We start from the raw sequence: 19,240 nt of genomic DNA, 5'->3' as shown, positions 1-19,240 counted from the left end.
GAAGTGAGCGAAGTGGCCTCTGTGGCTGCGCGCCGGAGGGGCGCCGCTCTGCGCGGTGCCCTGCTGGTTCTGCCCGTCGCCTTCTTCGCGCTCTTCTTCGCCTACCCCGTCGCCGCGATCGTCGCGCGCGGCCTTCACGTCGACGGGGTCTGGCGGCTGGGCCGGGTCGGGGACGTGCTGGGGGACTCCGGTATCCGGCACGTCCTCTGGTTCACCACCTGGCAGGCGCTCGCATCGACCGTGCTCACGCTGCTGGTCGCGCTCCCCGGCGCGTATGTCTTCGCGCGCTTCGATTTCAGGGGCAAGCAGATGCTGCGGGCCGTGGTGACCGTGCCGTTCGTGCTGCCGACCGTCGTCGTCGGTACGGCGTTCCTGGCGCTGGTCGGTCGGGGCGGGCTGCTCGACGAGTTGTGGGGCATACGGCTGGACACGACCGTGTGGGCCATCCTGCTCGCGCACGTCTTCTTCAACTACGCCGTCGTGGTGCGGACGGTCGGCGGGCTCTGGGCACAGCTCGACCCGCGTCAGGAGGAGGTCGCGCGGGTGCTCGGCGCGTCGAGGCTCGCGGCCTGGCGGCGGGTCACTCTCCCCGCCCTCGGGCCCGCTGTCGCCGCCGCCGCGCTCATGGTCTTCCTCTTCACCTTCACCTCCTTCGGGGTGGTGCAGATCCTCGGCGGACCGACCTTCTCCACTCTCGAAGTGGAGATCTACCGGCAGACGTCGGAGATCTTCGACCTCGGTACGGCCGCCGTGCTGACGGTTCTGCAGTTCGTGGCGGTGGGCGCGATCCTCGCCGTGCACGCCGGGACGGTACGGCGGCGGGAGAGCGCGCTGCGGCTCGTGGCGCCGGAGACGACCGCACGCCGGCCGCGCGGCCGGGGCCAGTGGGCACTGCTCGGCGGGGTGCTGACGAGCATCGCCGTACTGTTGGTGCTGCCGCTGGCCGTGCTCGTGCAGCGGTCGTTCGCGACGCCCGGCGGTGCGGGCCTCGGCTACTACAAGGCGCTCACCAGCGACGAGTCCGGCATCTTCCTGGTGGCGCCGATCGCCGCCATCGGGAACTCGCTCCAGTACGCCGTCGCCGCCACCGGCATCGCCGTTGTCGTGGGGTCGCTGGCCGCCGTGGCGCTCACCCGGCGCGATGCCGGGCGGATCGTACGGGGGTTCGACGCGCTGTTGATGGTGCCGCTGGGGGTGTCGGCGGTGACCGTCGGGTTCGGGTTCCTCATCGCACTCGACGAGCCGCCGCTCGATCTGCGCAGCAGCTGGATCCTCGTACCGCTCGCGCAGGCGCTGGTCGGGGTGCCGTTCGTGGTACGGACCATGCTGCCGGTGCTGCGGGCCGTGGACGGACGGCTGCGGGAGGCGGCGGCCGTGCTCGGGGCCTCGCCCTGGCGGGTCTGGCGCGAGGTCGATCTGCCGATCGTGCGGCGGGCGCTGCTGATCGCGGCCGGGTTCGCGTTCGCCGTGTCGTTGGGCGAGTTCGGGGCGACCGTGTTCATCGCCCGGCCCGACAACCCGACCCTGCCGGTCGCCGTGGCCCGTTTGCTGGGGCGCCCCGGTGACCTCAACTACGGCCAGGCGATGGCCCTTTCGACGATCTTGATGGTGGTGTGCGCGGTGGCCCTGCTCGTGCTGGAGCGGCTTCGGACCGACCGGACGGGGGAGTTCTGACCATGCTCGGTCTCGAAGGAGCGACCGTACGGTTCGGGGCGCGGACCGTGCTCGACGACGTCGGCCTCGATGTGGCCGAGCACGAGATCGTGTGCGTGCTCGGACCCAGCGGCAGCGGAAAATCGACGCTGCTGCGGGCAGTCGCCGGACTCCAGCCCCTCGACGCGGGGCGGGTGCTGCTCGACGGCCGGGACCTCGGCGGGGTGCCCGCACACAAGCGCGAGGTCGGCCTGATGTTCCAGGACCACCAGCTGTTCCCTCAGCGGGACGTCGGCGGCAACGTCGCCTTCGGGCTGCGTATGCACCAGGTACCCAAGGCGCAACAGGACATACGTGTAAGGGAGTTGCTGGAACTGGTCGGGCTGCCGGGGGCCACCGGACGTGCTGTCGCCGCGCTCTCCGGGGGGGAACAGCAGCGCGTCGCGCTCGCCCGCGCCCTCGCGCCCCGCCCCCGGCTGCTGATGCTCGACGAACCGCTCGGCCAGCTGGACCGCTCGCTGCGTGAGCGACTCGTCGTCGAACTCCGGGAACTCTTCGGCCGGTTGGGCACCACCGTGCTCGCCGTCACCCACGACCAGAGCGAGGCATTCGCCCTCGCCGACCGGGTGATCGTGATGCGAGACGGGCGAATCGCCCAGTCCGGTACGCCACTTGAGGTCTGGCAGCGGCCCGCCGACGAGTTCGTGGCACGCTTCCTCGGCTTCGACAACGTCGTCGAGGCGACGGTGAGCGGGCAGGTCGCGGACACCCCCTGGGGCAAGGCGCCGGTCCCCGAGGGCGCCCCCCAGGGGTCGCGCACGCTGCTCGTACGGCCCGCCGGTGTGCGCCTCGTGCCCGCCGCCGAGGGCCTGCGCTGCACCGTGGCCGCGCGCACCTTCCGGGGTACGCATGTCGCCGTACAGCTCCAGCCCGAGGGCGCGCCCCGACTGGAGGCCGCGTGCGCGCTGCGTGAGGCGCCGGAGCCGGGGGACGAGGTCGGGGTGGCCTTCGACGCGGCCGAAGTTGTCGTGCTCGGGTGATGGGCCCGACCATAGGGTGCGGGCATGACGACACTCGCCCATGACCGCTACTGCGATGAGATCGCCCATCAGGTAGGACAGTTGAGGGCTGTCGTGACCTCCGGCGCCGATCTGTCCGCGACCGTGCCGACCTGCCCGGACTGGACCCTGGAGCAGCTCGTGCGGCACGCCGGGGGTGCGCTGCGCTGGGCGGAGCTGCTGGTGCGGACGCGGGCCGAGGAGAACGTCGACGAAAACGAGGTACCGCTGAGCGGCGGCCCGGAGACGACGGGCGACCCGGCCGCGCTGGACGCCTGGCTCGCCGAGACCGGTGAGCTGCTGGTGGGCACCCTCCGTGAGGCAGGGCCCGACGCGAAGGTGTGGACATGGGGCTGGGAGCGGAGCTCCGGGTTCTGGGCGCGCCGGATGGCCCACGAGATCACCGTCCACCGCGCGGACGCGACGCTCACCGCCGGCATGCCGTACGAGGTCGCGGCCGACATCGCCGCCGACGCGATCGACGAGTGGCTGCAGATCGTCGAGTTCGCGCAGCGGACCGATCCGCACGACGCGGCGAAGGAGCTGCGCGGGCCGGGCCGCAGCATCCATCTGCACGCCACGGACACCGCCGCCGAGTGGCTCGTCCAGCTCACCGAGGACGGTGTCGTGTGGCGTCGCGGTCATGAGAAGGCGACGGTCGCCCTGCGTGGCCCGCTCACCGACGTGATGCTCGCCTTCTACCGCCGACTGCCGCTGGACAGCCCGCGGTTGGAGGTACTCGGGGACCGGGAGCTGCTGGAGTTCTGGCTGCAGAGGGCCACATTCGGCTGACCGCCGGGCGACAGCGCAGTGGCCCGCCCCCTGATGCGGGGACGGGCCGCAACGTACAGCCGGGTACTTACGGTCGCTGCGAGCGGAACGTCAGCTGTTGCCGGCCGATCCACGACGACGCAGACCGAAGAAGACAGCGCCGCCGCCGACGACGACCAGAGCAGCCGCGATACCGGCGATCACACCGGTGTTGGAGTCGGCGCCGGTCTCGGCGAGGTTGGAGCTGCCGCCCGCGGGCGTCGGAACGCTGTTCGCGGGGGCGCCCGGGGTGCTCTCGGAGGCCGACGGAGTCGGGGTGGCCGACTCCTCGGGCTCCGAGGCGGACGGGGTCGGCGTCGTGGGTGCCGAGGGTGTCGGGCTCTCCGACACCGGCGGGGTCGGGGTCGGCTCCGTCTTGCAGGCCTCGCCCGGCGTGGTCAGATCCGGCTTGATGTCCTCGTCGACCTGGTTGCCGGCCTTGACGTGGACGCGGTACGTCGCGTTCGGCGCCCAGTCCTCCGAGAAGTCGATGGTGACGCCCTCCCGGCTGCCCACGACGTCCTGGGTGCCGACGAGCTTGTCGCCCAGGAACACGGTGACTGTGGCGGGGGTGCCCGACGGGTCCTTGTCGGTGACGCTGATGACACCCTTTTCGCCGTCGCACTTGGCGACGGCGGAGAACTCACTGATGTTGCACGCGAACGCGTTGCCGGCGACGCCCAGCGCAAGCGCGGCCGAGGCGGAGGCAACACCGAGAATGCGCACGGAACGTGCGGTACGGCGAGATGTGGACACGATTGCCCTTCACGGAATGCGCAACTGAGGGGGGTGGAGGGAGTGAAGAGACCTCATCACCTCATCACCCCCAGGTGTCTCACAGGTCTATAAGCGCGGCATAAGGGCTGTCAATCTGTATGCAGGCTTCAGGGATCGGTTTTGCCTACCCGTTAACCGGCAAGACGTTTCAAGGCCTCCGGAGCCTCCTCGATCCGGTCGACCAGGGCAATGCGATCCTCCATCGCCCTCCCGCGCGCGAGCGCCTGGAGCAGCGGCCAGGTGGGCAGCCACTCGGTCCAGTGGGCGCGGTCCACGAGCACCATGGGTGTGGGTTCGCCGCGCGACTCGTAGTAGTTCGGGGTGGCGTTGTCGAAGATCTCCTGTACGGTCCCGGCGGCGCCCGGCAGGAAAACGACCCCGGCGGTCGAGCGGGCCAACAGCCCGTCCTCGCGGGTGGCGTTGGCGAAGTACTTGGCGATGTGCGAGGCGAAGGCGTTCGGTGGCTCGTGCCCGTAGAACCAGGTCGGGATGCCGACCGAACCGCCTCCCTTGGGCCAGCGCGAGCGGACCTCGAACGCGGCGCGCGCCCAGTCGGTGATCGAGGGCGTGAACGACGGTGCCCCGGCGAGGAGTTCGCACGCCTCGTCGAGCATGGTGTCGTCGAAGGGGGCCGAGTACGCGCCGAGGTTCGCCGCCTCCATCGCACCCGGGCCGCCGCCCGTGGCCACCGTGAACCCGGCGTGGGCCAGCTCGCGACCCAGGCGCGCGGCACCGGCGTACGCCTGCGTACCGCGTGCCATCGCGTGACCCCCCATCACCCCCACCACCGGTGTCCCGCGCAGGAGTTCGTCGAGGGCGTCGGACACGGCGTCGTCGTGGACGGAGCGCAGCAGCGAGGCGAAGATGTCGCCGTCGGCCTTGGTGCGCTGGAACCAGGCGTACCCGAGGGCGTCGACTGTCTGCTCGTAGCCCTCGTCGAGCCCGGTGAACAACTCGTCCGGCGAGTAGAGATGGCCGCGGTAAGGGCTGAAGGGCAGGTCCGGGACGGGCAGGAAGACCAGGGCGCCGTCCGTGCGGACCTTCGCCGCCGCGCCCTCACGCATCGGGCAGCCGAGGAAGACCGCGCCCGCGGTGTCGCTGGTCAGCAACTCCTTCGTACGGTCCGTCAGATCGACGGCCTGCACGCGGAATCCGGCGAGGGTACCGCGAGCGGAGACGACCGCGTCGAACTCCTGGAGCGTCTCGATCTCACGGTCGTTGTGGTGGGCCGCATGGGCGGGGCTCGTCTGCACCCGCCCATGTAAACACGGTCCGTGTCAGCTCTGGACGGCCGCCGGGTCCATCCACATGACCTCCCAGGTGTGGCCGTCGAGGTCGTCGAACGCGCGGCCGTACATCTGGCCGTAGTCCTGAGCCTCGCGCGGCTCGGTGCCGCCTGCCGCGAGCGCCCCGTCGACCAACTCGTCGACCTTCGCACGGCTTTCGGCGCTCAGACAGATGAGGACCTCGCTGGTCTTCGTCGAGTCCGCGATCTCCTTCTTCGTGAAGTCGGAGTAGCGCGGCTTGCTCAGCAGCATCGCGACGATGGTGTCGCTGATCACGACACAGGCACAGTCGTCGGTCGTGAACTGCGGGTTGATCGTGTATCCGAGCTCGGTGAAGAACTTCTTCGAGGCGACGACATCGTTCACGGCCAGATTCACGAAGATCATCTGCTGGTACTCGCTCATTGGGGTTTCTCCCGTCGGTTGTTGTGCGGCTCGATGGGGTAGACCCGGGGGCCGTGCGGAACTCATCGCTGGGTGCAGATCTCTTCGTACGAATTCTCTGTACCGGCTCTGTATGGCATCCGTACGGCGGTCAGGCTGCCAGTGGCAGCGCCGCCAGCTCCGCGACCAGGAAGGTCAGCGGGACGAACAGGGTGAGGAGCGCGGTCGTGCGCAGGGCGGCGGCGGTGCGCAGGGTCGTCGCCGGTGCGCCCAGGCGGAGCAGGGCCGCGGTGGTGTCCGCGCGGGACTGTCTCACCTCGGCGGCGGCAGTGAGGAGCGTGGCGACGGCGCAGCCCGCCACGACCAGGGCGCCCAGGGTGGTGAGGGGGCCGAGGGACGGGTCGCCGCCGGTGTCGTACAGCGCGGCCATGGCGTACGCGCCCGACGCCACCGCGCACACGACGCCCAGGGGGCGGCCGATGCGTGCCGCCTCCTCCATGAGGACGCGGCCGGCGAGGAGACGGAGGGCGCCGGGGCGGACGGCTTGCAGCAGGTGTCCGCAGAGGTGGGTGAGACCGGGACCGGCCAGGGCCAGGCCCACGGCGGTGAGGGACCAGCCGGCGAGTACGGCGGCGGGGCTGCCGGTGGCTCCGCCGGGCATGGCGAGTCCGGGGGCGTGCAGGTCGCGGGCGGCGTATGCCTCTACGGCGAGTCCGGCTGCGAGTACGGCGATGCCCCAGGGGAGGGCTCGGGGGGTTGGGTGAGGTGCGGGGAGCGGGTGCGGGTCGGTGGTGGCGTCGAGGACCTTGTCCGGGGTTTCAGGGATGCCCGCGACCGGTGCCGCCGGGGTGGTCGCGCAGCCCCGCGCTGTACGGGGTGCCGCAGCGGCGCTGCTGCCGGCAGCCTGGCGCAGGTGCGACCCGAACCTGCCGTACGAGCCGATGGTTTCGCGCGTTCCGTGACCGCGCTCCGCGCCGAAGCGGCCGTATGTCCTCAGCCGTGTGCCCTGAGCCGGTGTCGGGTGTGCGTCCCGTGGGCGTAGGGCCAGGGCGACCGAGACCGATGCCGCCAGCGGTACCAGGGTCAGCAGGGTCAGGGCGGCCGGGAGGGGGAGGGGGTGGTCCGCGGCGAGGAAGTCCGCCGCTTCGCCGTCGAACGGCATGCCCGTCAGGTCACCCCGCAGGTGGAGGAAGAACAGGAGGGCCAGCATCGAGCCGAGGGTGCAGGACAGGGCCGTTGTCGTGGCCGAGACGGCCATCAGACGGGCGGGGCCCAGGCCGATCGCCGACAGGCCCGGGCGAGGTCTCGTACCGGGGTCCGTGCGGGCCACGGTCACCGCGAAGTGGACCGTGGCTGCCAGTGGGGCTCCGCACCAGGCCAGGCGCAGTGCCGATCCGCCGGTAGTGCCCTGGTGGCCGAGGGCGTGCCCCAGGGTGCCCAGGAGGAGGAATCCCGTGGCCGCGGACGCCGTCGCGACCAGCAGACGGCGGACCTGGACGCCAGGGTGGGAGCCGCGGGCTAGACGGAGAGCGAGCACGCGGCCCGGCCTTCCGCGTCGGTCCCGGTGCCGCTCGCGGTCCCGGCGGCCGGGGGCAGGTGGACGGTGTTCACGCGCCGCCCGTCGAGCAGCGAGACCGTGCGGTCCGCCAGCGCCGCCGTGTCCGCGTCGTGCGTCGCCAGGACGACCGTGATGCCGTGCGAGCGGGCCGCTGTCGTCAACGTCCGCAGTACGTGGGCCCGGTCCGCCCGGTACAGGGGCGCCGTCGGTTCGTCCGCGAAGAGCACCGTGGGGGCAGGGGCCAGCGCGCGGGCGATCGAGACGCGCTGGCGTTCGGACTGGCGCAGCTCGTACGGGCGTTTGCGGGCCAGGCCGCCGATGTCCAGGCGCTCCAGCCACTCCAGGGCCGCCGTCTTGGCGCGCCGGCGGCTGGTGCCGCGCAGCATGAGGGGCAGGGCCGCGTTCTCCCAGACGTTCAGTTCCGGTACGAGGACCGGGGCCGGGTCGATCCAGCCGAACCGGTCGCGGCGCAGCCGTTCACGGGTGAGCGGACCCATCGTGTGCACGGGCACGCTGTTGAACCAGACCTCGCCCCGCAGCGGTCTTACCAGGCCCGAGAGGCAGCGCAGCAGGGTCGTCTTGCCGCTGCCGCGCGGGCCGCACACGGCGAGGATCTCGCCCTCCCGGACACCGAGCGAGACGCCGCTCAGCGCGGGCGAACCGTCGTTGTGCTGGAAGTGCAGGGCGCGTGCCCAGAGCACGTCGTTGTCCGGCGGGGCCACCATCGCGTACACCTCGGTTCAGATCAGAAATGCCGTGCGTATCGCGGGTGCATCCGCGAAACCCCCCGTGCGGGGGAACGAAGGCAGGGCCGATCGGTTACAGGCACGCTAGGTATTCGGCGGCGCGAGGCCGGACAGCACGCGGCCCGGGTGCACCCGTTCTCACTCGTACGGGTGTACCCGGGCCGTATGAACAGCTGAACCGCCGGAGGCAGGTCCCAGGGGTCTACAGCTTCGTCCACGCCTCGGTCAGCGTCGCGCGCAGGATCTGCTCGATCTCGTCGAACGTCTCCTGGTTCGAGATCAGCGGCGGGGCGAGCTGGACGACCGGGTCGCCGCGGTCGTCGGCACGGCAGTACAGGCCGTTCTCGAAGAGGGCCTTGGAGAGGAAGCCGTAGAGGATACGTTCCGTCTCGTCCGCGTCGAAGGACTCCTTGGTCGTTTTGTCCTTGACCAGCTCGATGCCGTAGAAGAAGCCGTTGCCGCGGACGTCACCGACGATCGGCAGGTCGTGCAGCTTCTCCAGGGTCGAGCGGAACGCGCCCTCGTTGTCCAGCACATGCTGGTTGAGGCCCTCGCGCTCGAACAGGTCGAGGTTGGCCAGGCCCACCGCCGCCGACACCGGGTGGCCGCCGAACGTGTAGCCGTGCAGGAAGGTGTTGTCGCCCTTGTAGAACGGCTCGGCCAGCCGGTCCGAGATGACGCACGCGCCGATCGGGGAGTAGCCCGAGGTCATGCCCTTGGCGCAGGTGATCATGTCCGGCACGTAGTCGAACTTGTCGCAGGCGAACATCGTGCCGAGGCGGCCGAAGGCGCAGATGACCTCGTCCGAGACGAGCAGGACGTCGTGGCGGTCGCAGATCTCGCGGACCCGCTGGAAGTAGCCCGGCGGGGGCGGGAAGCAGCCGCCCGCGTTCTGGACCGGCTCCAGGAAGACGGCGGCCACCGTGTCCGCGCCCTCGAAGAGGATCTCCTGCTCGATCTGGTCGGCGGCCCAGCGGCCGTAGGCCTCCGGGTCGTCGCCGTGGATCGGGGCGCGGTAGATGTTGGTGTTCGGGACCTTGTGGGCGCCGGGGACAAGGGGCTCGAAGGGAGCCTTCAGGGCCGGCAGGCCGGTGATGGACAGGGCGCCCTGCGGGGTGCCGTGGTAGGCGACCGCGCGCGAGATGACCTTGTACTTGGTGGGCTTGCCGACCAGCTTGAAGTACTGCTTGGCGAGCTTCCAGGCGGTCTCGACGGCCTCGCCGCCGCCCGTGGTGAAGAAGACCTTGTTGAGGTCGCCGGGGGCGTAGTCGGCCAGACGTTCCGCCAGCTCCACGGCCTTCGGGTGGGCGTACGACCACACGGGGAAGAACGCCAGCTCCTGTGCCTGCTTGAACGCGGTCTCGGCCAGCTCGGTGCGGCCGTGACCGGCCTGGACCACGAACAGCCCCGCCAGACCGTCGAGGTAGCGCCGGCCCTTGTCGTCGTAGATGTGGGTGCCTTCGCCCCGGACGATCGTCGGGACGGGGGCGTTCTCGTACGAGGACATGCGGGTGAAGTGCATCCACAGGTGGTCGTACGCGGTGCGGCTGAGGTCCTTGGGGCTGTCGGTGGTCGTCACGGTTATCGGGTTCCCCACATGTAGGTCTGCTTCTTGAGCTTGAGGTAGACGAAGCTTTCGGTGGAGCGCACGCCGGGCAGGGCCCTTATGCGTTTGTTGATGACGTCCAGCAGGTGGTCGTCGTCCTCGCAGACGATCTCGGCGAGGATGTCGAAGGAGCCCGCGGTCATCACCACGTACTCGACTTCAGGCATGGCGCTGAGCCCGTCGGCCACGGGGTCCAGGTCTCCGTCGACGTTGACGCCGACCATCGCCTGTCTGCGGAAGCCCACGGTGAGCGGGTCCGTGACGGCGACGATCTGCATCACGCCCTGGTCGAGCAGCTTCTGGACGCGCTGGCGCACGGCTGCCTCCGAGAGGCCCACCGCCTTGCCGATCGCCGCGTACGGCCGCCGGCCGTCCTCCTGGAGCTGTTCGATGATGGCGAGGGAGACGGAGTCCAGCTGGGGAGTGCCGTTCCTGGACTCGCGGGAGTCCCTCTGCTCTGCGCTTCGACTGGCCACGCGCTCACTGTGCACGAGGAGTCGACGGTTTCGCAAGGCTCGATCGATGAAATTCGTTGTTCATGGACGGTTGTCTTGCGGATTTCGCAGCTTGCGGGGGATCGGGGGTGTTGAAAACGTCGGATTGCGGAATAGGGTGGGTGTCTCAGTCAATGGACACCCGAGCCAATGGACACCCGAACCTGGAGGGCCGGCAGTGAGTACCGAGCTGCGTCGTCTGCGCAACTACATCGATGGTGAGTTCCGGGACGCCGCCGACGGGCGGACCACCGAGGTGGTCAACCCCGTGACGGGCGAGGCGTACGCGACCGCGCCGCTGTCCGGGCAGCCGGACGTCGACGCCGCCATGGCGGCTGCCGCCGCCGCTTTCCCCGCCTGGCGGGACCAGACCCCTGCGGAGCGGCAGAGGGCACTCCTGAAGATCGCGGACGCGTTCGAGGAGCGCGCCGAGGAGCTGATCGCGGCCGAGGTGGAGAACACCGGCAAGCCGATCGGGCTCACCCGGTCCGAGGAGATTCCGCCGATGGTGGACCAGATCCGCTTCTTCGCGGGTGCGGCCCGGATGCTGGAGGGGCGCAGCGCCGGCGAGTACATGGACGGGATGACGTCGATCGTCCGGCGCGAGCCGGTCGGTGTCTGCGCGCAGGTCGCGCCCTGGAACTACCCGATGATGATGGCCGTGTGGAAGTTCGCCCCGGCGATCGCGGCCGGCAACACGGTGGTGCTCAAGCCGTCGGACACGACGCCCGCGTCGACGGTTCTCCTTGCGGAGATCGTCGGTTCGATCCTGCCCAAGGGCGTTTTCAACGTCATCACCGGTGATCGTGACACGGGTCGGCTGATGGTCGAGCACCCGACCCCGGCGATGGCGTCGATCACCGGTTCGGTGCGGGCCGGTATGCAGGTCGCCGAGTCCGCGTCGAAGGACCTCAAGCGCGTCCACCTGGAGCTGGGCGGCAAGGCACCGGTCGTCGTATTCGAGGACACGGACATCGCCAAGGCCGTCGAGGACATCTCGGTCGCGGGCTTCTTCAACGCGGGCCAGGACTGTACGGCGGCCACGCGCGTGCTCGTCCAGGAGTCCATCCACGACGAGTTCGTCGCCGCGCTCGCCAAGGCCGCCGCCGAGACCAGGACCGGGCAGCCGGACGACGAGGACGTGCTGTACGGACCGCTCAACAACCCGAACCAGCTCAAGCAGGTCTCCGGCTTCGTCGAGCGGCTGCCCGCCCACGCCAAGGTCGAGGCGGGTGGCCACCGGGTCGGCGAGAAGGGCTACTTCTACGCCGCGACCGTCGTCTCCGGCCTGAAGCAGGACGACGAGATCATCCAGAACGAGGTCTTCGGCCCGGTCATCACCGTCCAGTCCTTCGTGGACGAGACACAGGCCGTGGAGTGGGCCAACGGTGTGGACTACGCCCTCGCGTCCTCGGTGTGGACGAAGGACCACGCGCGCGCGATGCGGATGTCGAAGGTGCTGGACTTCGGGTGCGTGTGGATCAACACCCACATCCCGCTGGTCGCGGAGATGCCCCACGGCGGCTTCAAGAAGTCGGGCTACGGCAAGGACCTCTCGGGGTACGGGTTCGACGACTACACGCGGATCAAGCATGTGATGACGTCGCTGGACGGCTGACGGTCGCCTTCGGCCACGTTGTTCCGGCTGTTCTGCTGTTCTGGTTGCCGGTAAACGCGCGGCCCACCCGGCGGGCCGAGGACGCCGGGCGGCAGGACGGCGACGGAGGCCAGCGGTGCTCGCCCAGTGGCGCGGCATCCTCGCCGACCGGCCGTTACCGCTCTTCTCCGTCGCCGTGATCGGTTCGTACGTCCTGTCCTTCCAGTTCTGTCCGGCGCTTCCCCCCTGGAAGTGCGCCGGCTCGGCGGCGACGGGATGTACGGCACGGCGGCGGTGGCGGGGCCTTTCGCTGTCCCCGGGTTGAGCACGATCCTGGGACAGGCGCGGGTGACGGCATGGTGCAGGGCGCGGTACGAACCCGGGCAGGCACGTGCGCGCGGGCAGACGGCCATGGGCCTGGCCTTCGTGCCCCTGCTGCTCGCCACCGCCGTGTCCGTACCCGAGTCCGAGTCCGGGATCGGGCTGTGGCTGCTCGCGGCGGTTCCACCGGCGCTTGGCGCACTGCTGCTGGCCATCGGCACGATGATCGCGTACCTGTTCGAGATGGACACCGTCGTCCGTCCCTCCGGTATCCGGCTCGTCGCCACCCACTACGGGCTGTACAACACGATCTGCGGCATCGGCACAACCGTCGGGAACCGCGGCACGCGCGCCGCACTCGACGCCGCACGGGCCGCCGGGATGTCCGTGCTGCCGTGGATCTCGCTGTCCGCACCCGTGCCGCTGTGCGCGGGCGCGCTCTACGGCCTCCACCGCACAGGCCGGCTGGCGGTCCCGTCCGCCTCCGCGCCGCATCCGGCCACCGTCTGAATTCCCTTCTGGTGGACGGTGATCGACATGTCCTTCGCTATGTTCGGGGCGATCCCGCTGTACGTCGTGCGGAAGCGGATCAGGATGCTGGAGGCATTGATGGCGGCGCCTCCTCCCGCGGTCCACGTCACCGCGTGAACGTCGCCTGCACTATGCGTGCGGCGACCGGATTCATGCCCTGGCCCTTCGCGTCGGTCGAGTTGACGGAGTAGACGAGAGTGCGGGACAGGTCGCGGGTGGCGGCGATGACCGAGTTGTAGCCCCACCGGCCGCCCGACTTCAGCCACAACTCCGTGCCGCCGTCGGTGACATACCGCTGGAGACCCGCGCTCATCGTGGCGCCCGGTACGTCGGCCGGGACGGTGAACATCTCCTTCAGCTGCGGCTGTGGCACGACCCGCCCGCGGAACAGGGCTGTCAGGAACCGCTCCAGATCCGCCGTCGTGGAGATCATGGCGCCCGCCGCCCAGCTGTCCGTGGTGCCCCAGACCGTGACATCGCGATACTCCGTCGTGCCGTCAGCGCGTGCCACGGCCTGGTAGCCGTGGTTGTGCGGCCCCCGGATCCCCGGGTCGGTGCCGGGAAAGTACGTGTTCCGCATTCCCAGCGGGGCGAAGACCCGGCGGGCCGTCTCCCGCTCGTAGGAGTGGCCGGTGATCCGCTCGATCAGCAGCCCGAGCACGGTGTAGTTGATGTTGAGGTAGTGCTGCTCGGTGCCGGGCGCGAACTCGCGCTTCTTGGCGGTGGCCGAGGCGACCATCTCGCGGGGCGAGTGGACGTCGAAGCGGTGCGCGTACCACTCCTCGAAGTTCGTACCGGCGACATCGGCGACCGGGATGCCGCTGGTGTGGTTCAGGAGCTGGCGTACGGTCACATGTCCGTACGCGGCGGGGATCAGGTCCGGCAGGTACTGCCGGGCCGGCCGCCCGAGGTCCACCTCGCCCTCCGCCGCGAGCTGGAGCACGACCGCCGCCGTGACCGCCTTTGTCGTCGAACCGGCCCGGAAGCGCGCGTGCGGTTCCGCCGACCGGCCGCTCGCCAGGTCGTGCACACCGGCGCTGCCGCGCCAGACACCGCCGGTGCCCCCGACCCGTACGAGAGCCGCCGTAGCGTTCGCGTCCGGTAACCCGGCGAGCGCGGCCCGCAGCGCCTCGGTGTCCGGCCCTGTGCCCTGCCCGGCCACCGCGGAGACGGAGGCCGTCGACGCGGGGGCGGCGAGGGCGCCGGCCGGCAGGGCGAGGGTGAGGGTGAGGACGGTCGCGAGGGCGGTGGTGCGGGCGGTGGTGCGCGTACGGAGGTGCATCGGCTGCTCCTGGGGGCGGCTGGTGTCGATGGTCACATCCTTGATCCGAACGGGGTGGAGCGGATCGTCGGTCAGGAGGACGTCGACCCTGGTGTGCGCGTGAGGGCAACTGGCGCGACGCGTCCGGATCTTGTCGGGGATCGCACCTAGGGCCCGTGTCCTGGCCGACCTGCGCGGGGGCAAAAACTGTTATCGGCGGCGCCCCCGCGCCGTCTCCTCCGGAGACATGGTGGGGAACTGGTGCGCAACAGGGCGACGTAAGGTGCACACACGTGCGAGAAAGGGCTTTTGTGGACGGGCGCCAGTGGGGTTCCACCATCGCTGCGGCGCAGGCCGGTGACCGGCGGGCGCTGGACGAGCTGGTCGCAGGCTGGCTGCCGCTGGTCTACAACATCGTCGGCCGTGCCCTGAACGGTCACGCGGACGTCGACGACGTCGTGCAGGAGACCATGCTGCGGGCCGTGGACAACCTCGGCTCCCTGCGCGACCCGGACAGCTTCCGGTCCTGGCTCGTCGCCATCGCGATGCGGCAGATCCGGGACCGCGCGCGCCGCCGTACAACCGACGCCCTGCGCGACGAGACGGCCGACAGGGCCGCCGACTTCGCCGAACTCACTGTTCTGAGGCTCCAGTTGGAGGGGCAGCGGCGCGAGGTCGCGGAGGCGGTGCGCTGGCTCGACGACGAGGACCGGCAGTTGCTGTCGCTGTGGTGGCTGGAGGTCGCGGGCGAACTCACCCGCCGTGAGCTGGCGGCTGCCGTCGGCATCAGCCGGCAGCACGCCGCCGTACGCGTCCAGCGTATGAAGGAGCGCCTTGAGGCCTCGCGCGGAATCGTACGGGCGCTCGACGGTGCCTGCCCCGACCTGCGGGAACTGACCGTCCGATGGGACGGCGACCCGGACTCCGTGTGGCGCAAGCGGCTGGCCCGGCACATCAGGGGGTGCGCGTACTGCGCGAGCCCCGGCGAGGCGGTCGTCGTACCGGCGGAACGCCTCCTCGTCGGCATCGCGCTCGTCCCGCTGCCCGTCGGTTTCACCCTGTCGCTGGCGTTCGGCGGCAAGACGGCCGCCGCCGCGACCGCCGCGGCCTCCGTCGGCTGGTCGGGCAAGGTGCTCGGCGCCCTGGCCAAGCCGGCCGTCGCCCTGAGCACCGGGGCGACGATCGTCGCGGGCGGCGCGTACGTGGTGACGCAGCCCGCCAAGGAGCCGCCGCCGGCCATAGCCGCCCCCACCGCCCGCCCCCAGTCGCAGGCGCCCACCACCCCGCCTCCGTCGGCATCCCCCTCGTTCTCGGCACCGCCCGCTCCCACCCCGTCGGCGACGCAGCCGAAGGCGGACCTGTACGGCACGGTCGTCGACGCCGTCGACACGGCACCCGATCCGAACGCGCGGCCCGCCGCCCTGCCGCAGCGGACCGAGTCCGGGATCACCAGCACCGGCGGCGCGCACGCCACGATGAACCACCGTGGGGACAGCGTGACGCTCACCGGCAAGGGCTATGTCCTCGTCCGCTGGCAGATCTCGCCGCAGTACCGGGCCGGCAGCCTGGTCATGCCGGCCTGGACCGGCCTGAAGGGCAGGCTCTTCCACGTGGCCTCCGGCGGCGGCCGCCGTATGGACGACCGCGTCAGCAGCACCGACACCTCCGCCACCGGCATGGGCAACTCGACCATCGGCTACGCCGTTCCGCCGGCCGGCACCCAGCAGATGTGGCAGAACGAGTACTACTACGTCGACGGCAGCGTCACCCTGACCGTGAACGAACGGGGCGCCGACTACGGCCTGAACGTCTTCCCGACCACCTGGGACAGGGTGGAGGAAGACGTGACCAGCGGACCCCCCGAGGGCGCGACGCGCTACGGCCTGGTCCGCGACACCGGCAAGGACGACACCCCCGTCCCGCAGTACGTCACCCGGGACACCCCGGCCGACCCGGCGACCGTTGCCCAGAAGTCCCGCGTGTAGAGCACGCAGCTGACGCACGGCTCTCTCAGCCGTTGAGCGGCGTCATCCCTTGCGCAGCGCGCACAGCGAGCCGATCCGGTTGGTGGTGATCGAGTCGACGCCGGCGTCCAGCAGCCGCCGCATGGAACGACGGGTGTCCGGAGTCCACACCGACAGCAGGTAACCGTCCCGGTGCACTCGTGCCGCGAGCCGCCGGTCGACCAGAGAGAAGCGGTAGTTGAGCCAGCGCGGGCGCACCGCGGCCAGCAGGGCCGGGCGCGGCGGTGCGAGGGTCTTCCAGGTCAGGGCGATCTCCGCGGACGGGTCGGCCGCGCGCACCGCGAGCATCGCCGGGGCGTCCGCGCAGTAGTAAGCACGTTCCTCCGCCGCGCACTCCCGGACCACGTCCATCACCCGCCGTACCGCCCGTACATCGGGCGATCCCGGCAGATCGATCATCACCCGGCTGCCCTCGGTCACGGCCAGCGCCTCCGCGAGTGTCGGCACTCCCTCCTCCGTCAGCCCGCGCACCTCGGCCGCCGACAGTGCGGTCAGCGGCCGTTCCCGCTCCCACAGTCGCTTCAGCGTCGCGTCGTGCAGCAGCACGGGCACGCCGTCCCGGGTGAGCCGTACGTCGATCTCGACCGCGTCCGCGCCCTGTTCGAGCGCGGAACGCAGCGAGGCGGTCGTGTTCTCACGGACGCGGTAGGGGTCGCCGCGATGGGCCACGGCGGTCACGTTCTGCATGGGCCCATTGTGCTGGGGCAGGGGACGGTGGTGTTTCTCAGGGGGCGAGCCACGCCGAGGCGTAGGCGTCGATCTCGGAGGCCAGCGTGGCCTTGGCCGCCGGGTCGAGGAAGGAGGCCTCGACGGCGTTCTTGGCGAGGGCGGCGAGACCCCACTCGTCGAGGTCGAGCAGCCGGGCGGCGACCACGTACTCGTTGTTGAGGTCGGTGCCGAACATCGGCGGGTCGTCGGAGTTGATCGTGACGAGGACGCCCGCGCGCACGAACTCCTTGACGGGGTGCTCGTCGAGCGTACGGACCGCGCGCGTGGCGATGTTGGAGGTCGGGCAGACCTCCAGGGCGATGCGCTGTTCGGCGAGGTGCGCGAGCAGTTCGGGGTCCTGCGCGGAACTCGTACCGTGCCCGATGCGCTCGGCGCGCAGATGGTTCAGCGCGTCCCAGACCGTCTCCGGGCCGGTGGTCTCACCGGCGTGCGGCACCGACCGCAGTCCGGCGGCGATCGCCCGGTCGAAGTACGGCTTGAACTGCGGCCTGGGTACGCCGATCTCGGGTCCGCCGAGCCCGAACGAGACCAGCCCCTCCGGGCGCAGCCGGTCGTCGGTGGCGAGCCGCACAGTCTCCTCGGCCGATGCGAGCCCGGCCTCGCCCGGGATGTCGAAGCACCAGCGCAGTACGGTCCCGAACTCGGCCTCGGCGGACTTCCGGGCGTCCTCGATCGCGTCCATGAAGGCGCGCTCGTCGATGCCGCGCCGGGTGGAGGAGAACGGCGTGATCGTCAGCTCGGCGTACCGGACCTGCTGCCGGGCCAGGTCCCGGGCCACCTCGTAGGTCAGCAGCCGTACGTCCTCAGGAGTGCGGATGAGGTCCACGACGGACAGGTACACCTGGACGAAGTGGGCGAAGTCGGTGAACGTGAAGTAGTCGGCCAGGGCTTCGAGATCGGTGGGGACCCTGGAGTCGGGGTGGCGCGCGGCCAGCTCCGAGACGATCCGGGGGGAGGCGGAGCCGACGTGGTGGACATGCAGTTCGGCCTTGGGCAGCCCGGCGATGAAGGCCTGCGGGTCATGGACGCCGGCTGCGGCAAGCTGGTGGTCGGTCAAGGGTTCCTCCCCGGGAACGGCGCCCCGAACCGTGCCACGGTCGGAGGGGCGCGGGTGATCGGCTGATCGATGACTCGGGGATCATCGTAGGCCGGGCGTACGGGGAGACGCCCGCGGATTCCGTCCAGGACGGGGCCGGACGGGGCGGGCCGGCGGGATGCGAAGGCGCCCCGGCGCCCCGTGATCCTGGGCCGTAGCATGACGGAACGCACGAACGAGGGGACCCGACGCATGTCCGACGCCGCGCAGCCGCCGCACTCACCGGAGAACATTCCCACGGAGGGGGCGAGTTCCGAGGGCGCGGCGACCGGCGAGACCGCCAGCGAAAGCCCCGCGAACGGCACACCCGCGGGGGTCCCGCTGGACAAGCCTCCGGTCCGGTCCGTCTCCGCGACGGGTTCCGACCCCGAGTTCAATCCCTGGGCACCGCCGGCATCCGAGGCCCCGGGCCCCGGTGCCGCCGACGGCCCCGGCAGCACGGTGTTCTGGAACAACGGCGGTACGACCCCGCCACCCTCCTCCCTCCACAGCGACTCCACGATCACCTCGACGCCGGCCTCCGGCACGCCCCCGCCGGCCGCCCACTCCGCACCCCAGCCCTGGGCCAACCCGTTCGCCCCGCCCGGCGCTCCCGTGGCCGGTGCCCCGCATGACAACCCCTTCGCGCCCCCCGCCCCGCACGCCTCCTACGCTCAGCCCGCCGCGCCCGGCGAACCGGTCCCGCCGCCGCCCATAGCGCCGAACGGCCCCGGACCGGCCCCGTACACCTACCCGTCCGGACCGGACTACGGGTACCCGAAACAGTCCGGATACGTCGGCTCCGGTCCCGCGTATCCCGCGCCCCCGATGTACGGCGGCGGCTACGGCTGGGCCCCCATGGCGCCCCAGCCGAGCAACGGGATGGGTACGGCCGCGCTCGTGGTCGGCATCGTCTCGGCCGTCATCTTCTGCCTCTGGCCACTGGCGATCATCCTGGGCATCCTCGCCGTGGTCTTCGGCGTGATCGCCCGGGGGAAGGCCCGCCGGGGTGAGGCGACCAACGCGGGCCAGGCGCTGGCCGGAATCATCTGCGGGGCCGTCGGTATCGTCCTCGCCGCGGCGATCGGCGTCATCCTCATCGTGGTCGACGACGACAGCGACGCGAGCACCTTCGACGACGGCTACTCGACCCTTCTGGCCCAGGCCGCGGGGCCGGAGCAGCAGCCCCACCAGCAGGCCTAGCGAGCAGGTCGAGCGGCAGGTCCGAGCGGCTTCGGGAAGGCGGGGTGAGGAATCCGCACCCCGCAAGGGGCGTGGGACCGGCTCCAGCAGCGGCCTTGCCGCATGGGCGACCGGCCTTCGCCTGTCC

The 19,240-nt window shown here is 71.0% G+C and carries 16 protein-coding genes and 1 pseudogene; 7 read left to right on the top strand and 10 right to left on the bottom strand.

Going from position 1 to position 19,240, the window contains the following annotated elements; genetic code table 11:
- Positions 1 to 3 precede the first annotated feature (3 nt).
- From RB628_RS03495 to RB628_RS03485, 3 genes are read left to right on the top strand one after another with little or no spacing between them, the layout of a single operon-like run.
- Positions 4 to 1,674, top strand: a complete 1,671-nt coding sequence (locus tag RB628_RS03495; RefSeq protein WP_412180587.1) for an ABC transporter permease — start codon at positions 4 to 6, stop codon at positions 1,672 to 1,674.
- 2 nt (positions 1,675 to 1,676) lie between these two features.
- Positions 1,677 to 2,693: an ABC transporter ATP-binding protein gene (locus tag RB628_RS03490; protein WP_318318759.1), complete on the top strand. Its 1,017-nt coding sequence runs from the start codon at positions 1,677 to 1,679 to the stop codon at positions 2,691 to 2,693.
- A gap of 24 nt (positions 2,694 to 2,717) precedes the next feature.
- Positions 2,718 to 3,503, top strand: coding sequence for a maleylpyruvate isomerase N-terminal domain-containing protein (locus RB628_RS03485; protein WP_318318758.1), 786 nt, complete (start codon positions 2,718 to 2,720; stop codon positions 3,501 to 3,503).
- Positions 3,504 to 3,593: 90 nt separating this feature from the next.
- Here RB628_RS03485 and RB628_RS03480 read toward each other — a convergent pair whose 3' ends face one another.
- From RB628_RS03480 to RB628_RS03450, 7 genes are all read right to left on the bottom strand, one after another.
- Positions 3,594 to 4,277: an LAETG motif-containing sortase-dependent surface protein gene (locus tag RB628_RS03480; RefSeq protein WP_318318757.1), complete on the bottom strand. Its 684-nt coding sequence runs from the start codon at positions 4,275 to 4,277 to the stop codon at positions 3,594 to 3,596.
- 152 nt (positions 4,278 to 4,429) lie between these two features.
- The gene (locus RB628_RS03475; protein ID WP_318318756.1) at positions 4,430 to 5,551 is read right to left on the bottom strand and encodes a Rossmann fold nucleotide-binding protein; all 1,122 of its coding nucleotides are present in this window, start codon (positions 5,549 to 5,551) and stop codon (positions 4,430 to 4,432) included.
- 24 nt (positions 5,552 to 5,575) lie between these two features.
- Positions 5,576 to 5,989 (bottom strand): VOC family protein, encoded by a 414-nt coding sequence (locus tag RB628_RS03470; RefSeq protein ID WP_318318755.1) that lies wholly within the window; start codon positions 5,987 to 5,989, stop codon positions 5,576 to 5,578.
- A 130-nt stretch (positions 5,990 to 6,119) separates the two neighbouring features.
- A complete protein-coding gene (locus tag RB628_RS03465; RefSeq protein WP_318318754.1) occupies positions 6,120 to 7,505 on the bottom strand; it encodes a hypothetical protein in 1,386 nt (461 codons plus the stop codon).
- Positions 7,487 to 8,251 (bottom strand): ABC transporter ATP-binding protein, encoded by a 765-nt coding sequence (locus RB628_RS03460; RefSeq protein ID WP_318318753.1) that lies wholly within the window; start codon positions 8,249 to 8,251, stop codon positions 7,487 to 7,489. Before RB628_RS03460 ends, RB628_RS03465 begins: the two co-directional genes overlap by 19 nt.
- Before the next feature lie 223 nt (positions 8,252 to 8,474).
- Positions 8,475 to 9,869, bottom strand: coding sequence for an aspartate aminotransferase family protein (locus RB628_RS03455; protein ID WP_318318752.1), 1,395 nt, complete (start codon positions 9,867 to 9,869; stop codon positions 8,475 to 8,477).
- The gene (locus tag RB628_RS03450) at positions 9,854 to 10,369 is read right to left on the bottom strand and encodes an Lrp/AsnC family transcriptional regulator (RefSeq protein WP_318318858.1); all 516 of its coding nucleotides are present in this window, start codon (positions 10,367 to 10,369) and stop codon (positions 9,854 to 9,856) included. Before RB628_RS03450 ends, RB628_RS03455 begins: the two co-directional genes overlap by 16 nt.
- Before the next feature lie 181 nt (positions 10,370 to 10,550).
- On the opposite strand from RB628_RS03450, the gene RB628_RS03445 reads away from it, so the two are divergent.
- Positions 10,551 to 11,990, top strand: a complete 1,440-nt coding sequence (locus RB628_RS03445) for a gamma-aminobutyraldehyde dehydrogenase (RefSeq protein WP_318318751.1) — start codon at positions 10,551 to 10,553, stop codon at positions 11,988 to 11,990.
- A 231-nt stretch (positions 11,991 to 12,221) separates the two neighbouring features.
- Positions 12,222 to 12,800 carry a hypothetical protein gene (locus RB628_RS03440; RefSeq protein WP_318318750.1) on the top strand — a complete coding sequence of 193 codons (579 nt, stop codon included), beginning with the start codon at positions 12,222 to 12,224 and terminating at the stop codon, positions 12,798 to 12,800.
- A gap of 127 nt (positions 12,801 to 12,927) precedes the next feature.
- On the opposite strand, the gene RB628_RS03435 is transcribed toward RB628_RS03440, so the two are convergent.
- Positions 12,928 to 14,103, bottom strand: a complete 1,176-nt coding sequence (locus RB628_RS03435; protein ID WP_318318857.1) for a serine hydrolase domain-containing protein — start codon at positions 14,101 to 14,103, stop codon at positions 12,928 to 12,930.
- Positions 14,104 to 14,375: 272 nt separating this feature from the next.
- Here RB628_RS03435 and RB628_RS03430 point away from each other — a divergent pair, with 272 nt between their 5' ends.
- The gene (locus RB628_RS03430; protein WP_412180586.1) at positions 14,376 to 16,067 is read left to right on the top strand and encodes an RNA polymerase sigma factor; all 1,692 of its coding nucleotides are present in this window, start codon (positions 14,376 to 14,378) and stop codon (positions 16,065 to 16,067) included.
- 42 nt (positions 16,068 to 16,109) lie between these two features.
- On the opposite strand, the gene RB628_RS03425 is transcribed toward RB628_RS03430, so the two are convergent.
- Together RB628_RS03425 and RB628_RS03420 are read right to left on the bottom strand one after the other, a co-directional pair.
- Positions 16,110 to 16,793, bottom strand: coding sequence for a glycerophosphodiester phosphodiesterase (locus tag RB628_RS03425; RefSeq protein ID WP_318318749.1), 684 nt, complete (start codon positions 16,791 to 16,793; stop codon positions 16,110 to 16,112).
- 37 nt (positions 16,794 to 16,830) lie between these two features.
- A pseudogene (locus tag RB628_RS03420) lies at positions 16,831 to 18,011 on the bottom strand (adenosine deaminase).
- A 79-nt stretch (positions 18,012 to 18,090) separates the two neighbouring features.
- Here RB628_RS03420 and RB628_RS03415 point away from each other — a divergent pair.
- Positions 18,091 to 19,113, top strand: a complete 1,023-nt coding sequence (locus tag RB628_RS03415) for a DUF4190 domain-containing protein (protein WP_318318748.1) — start codon at positions 18,091 to 18,093, stop codon at positions 19,111 to 19,113.
- Positions 19,114 to 19,240: the final 127 nt, after the last annotated feature.

This window comes from Streptomyces sp. ADMS, from assembly GCF_033441795.1.
Classification (GTDB): domain Bacteria; phylum Actinomycetota; class Actinomycetes; order Streptomycetales; family Streptomycetaceae; genus Streptomyces.
This window is presented reverse-complemented; position numbering and strand designations above follow the sequence as displayed.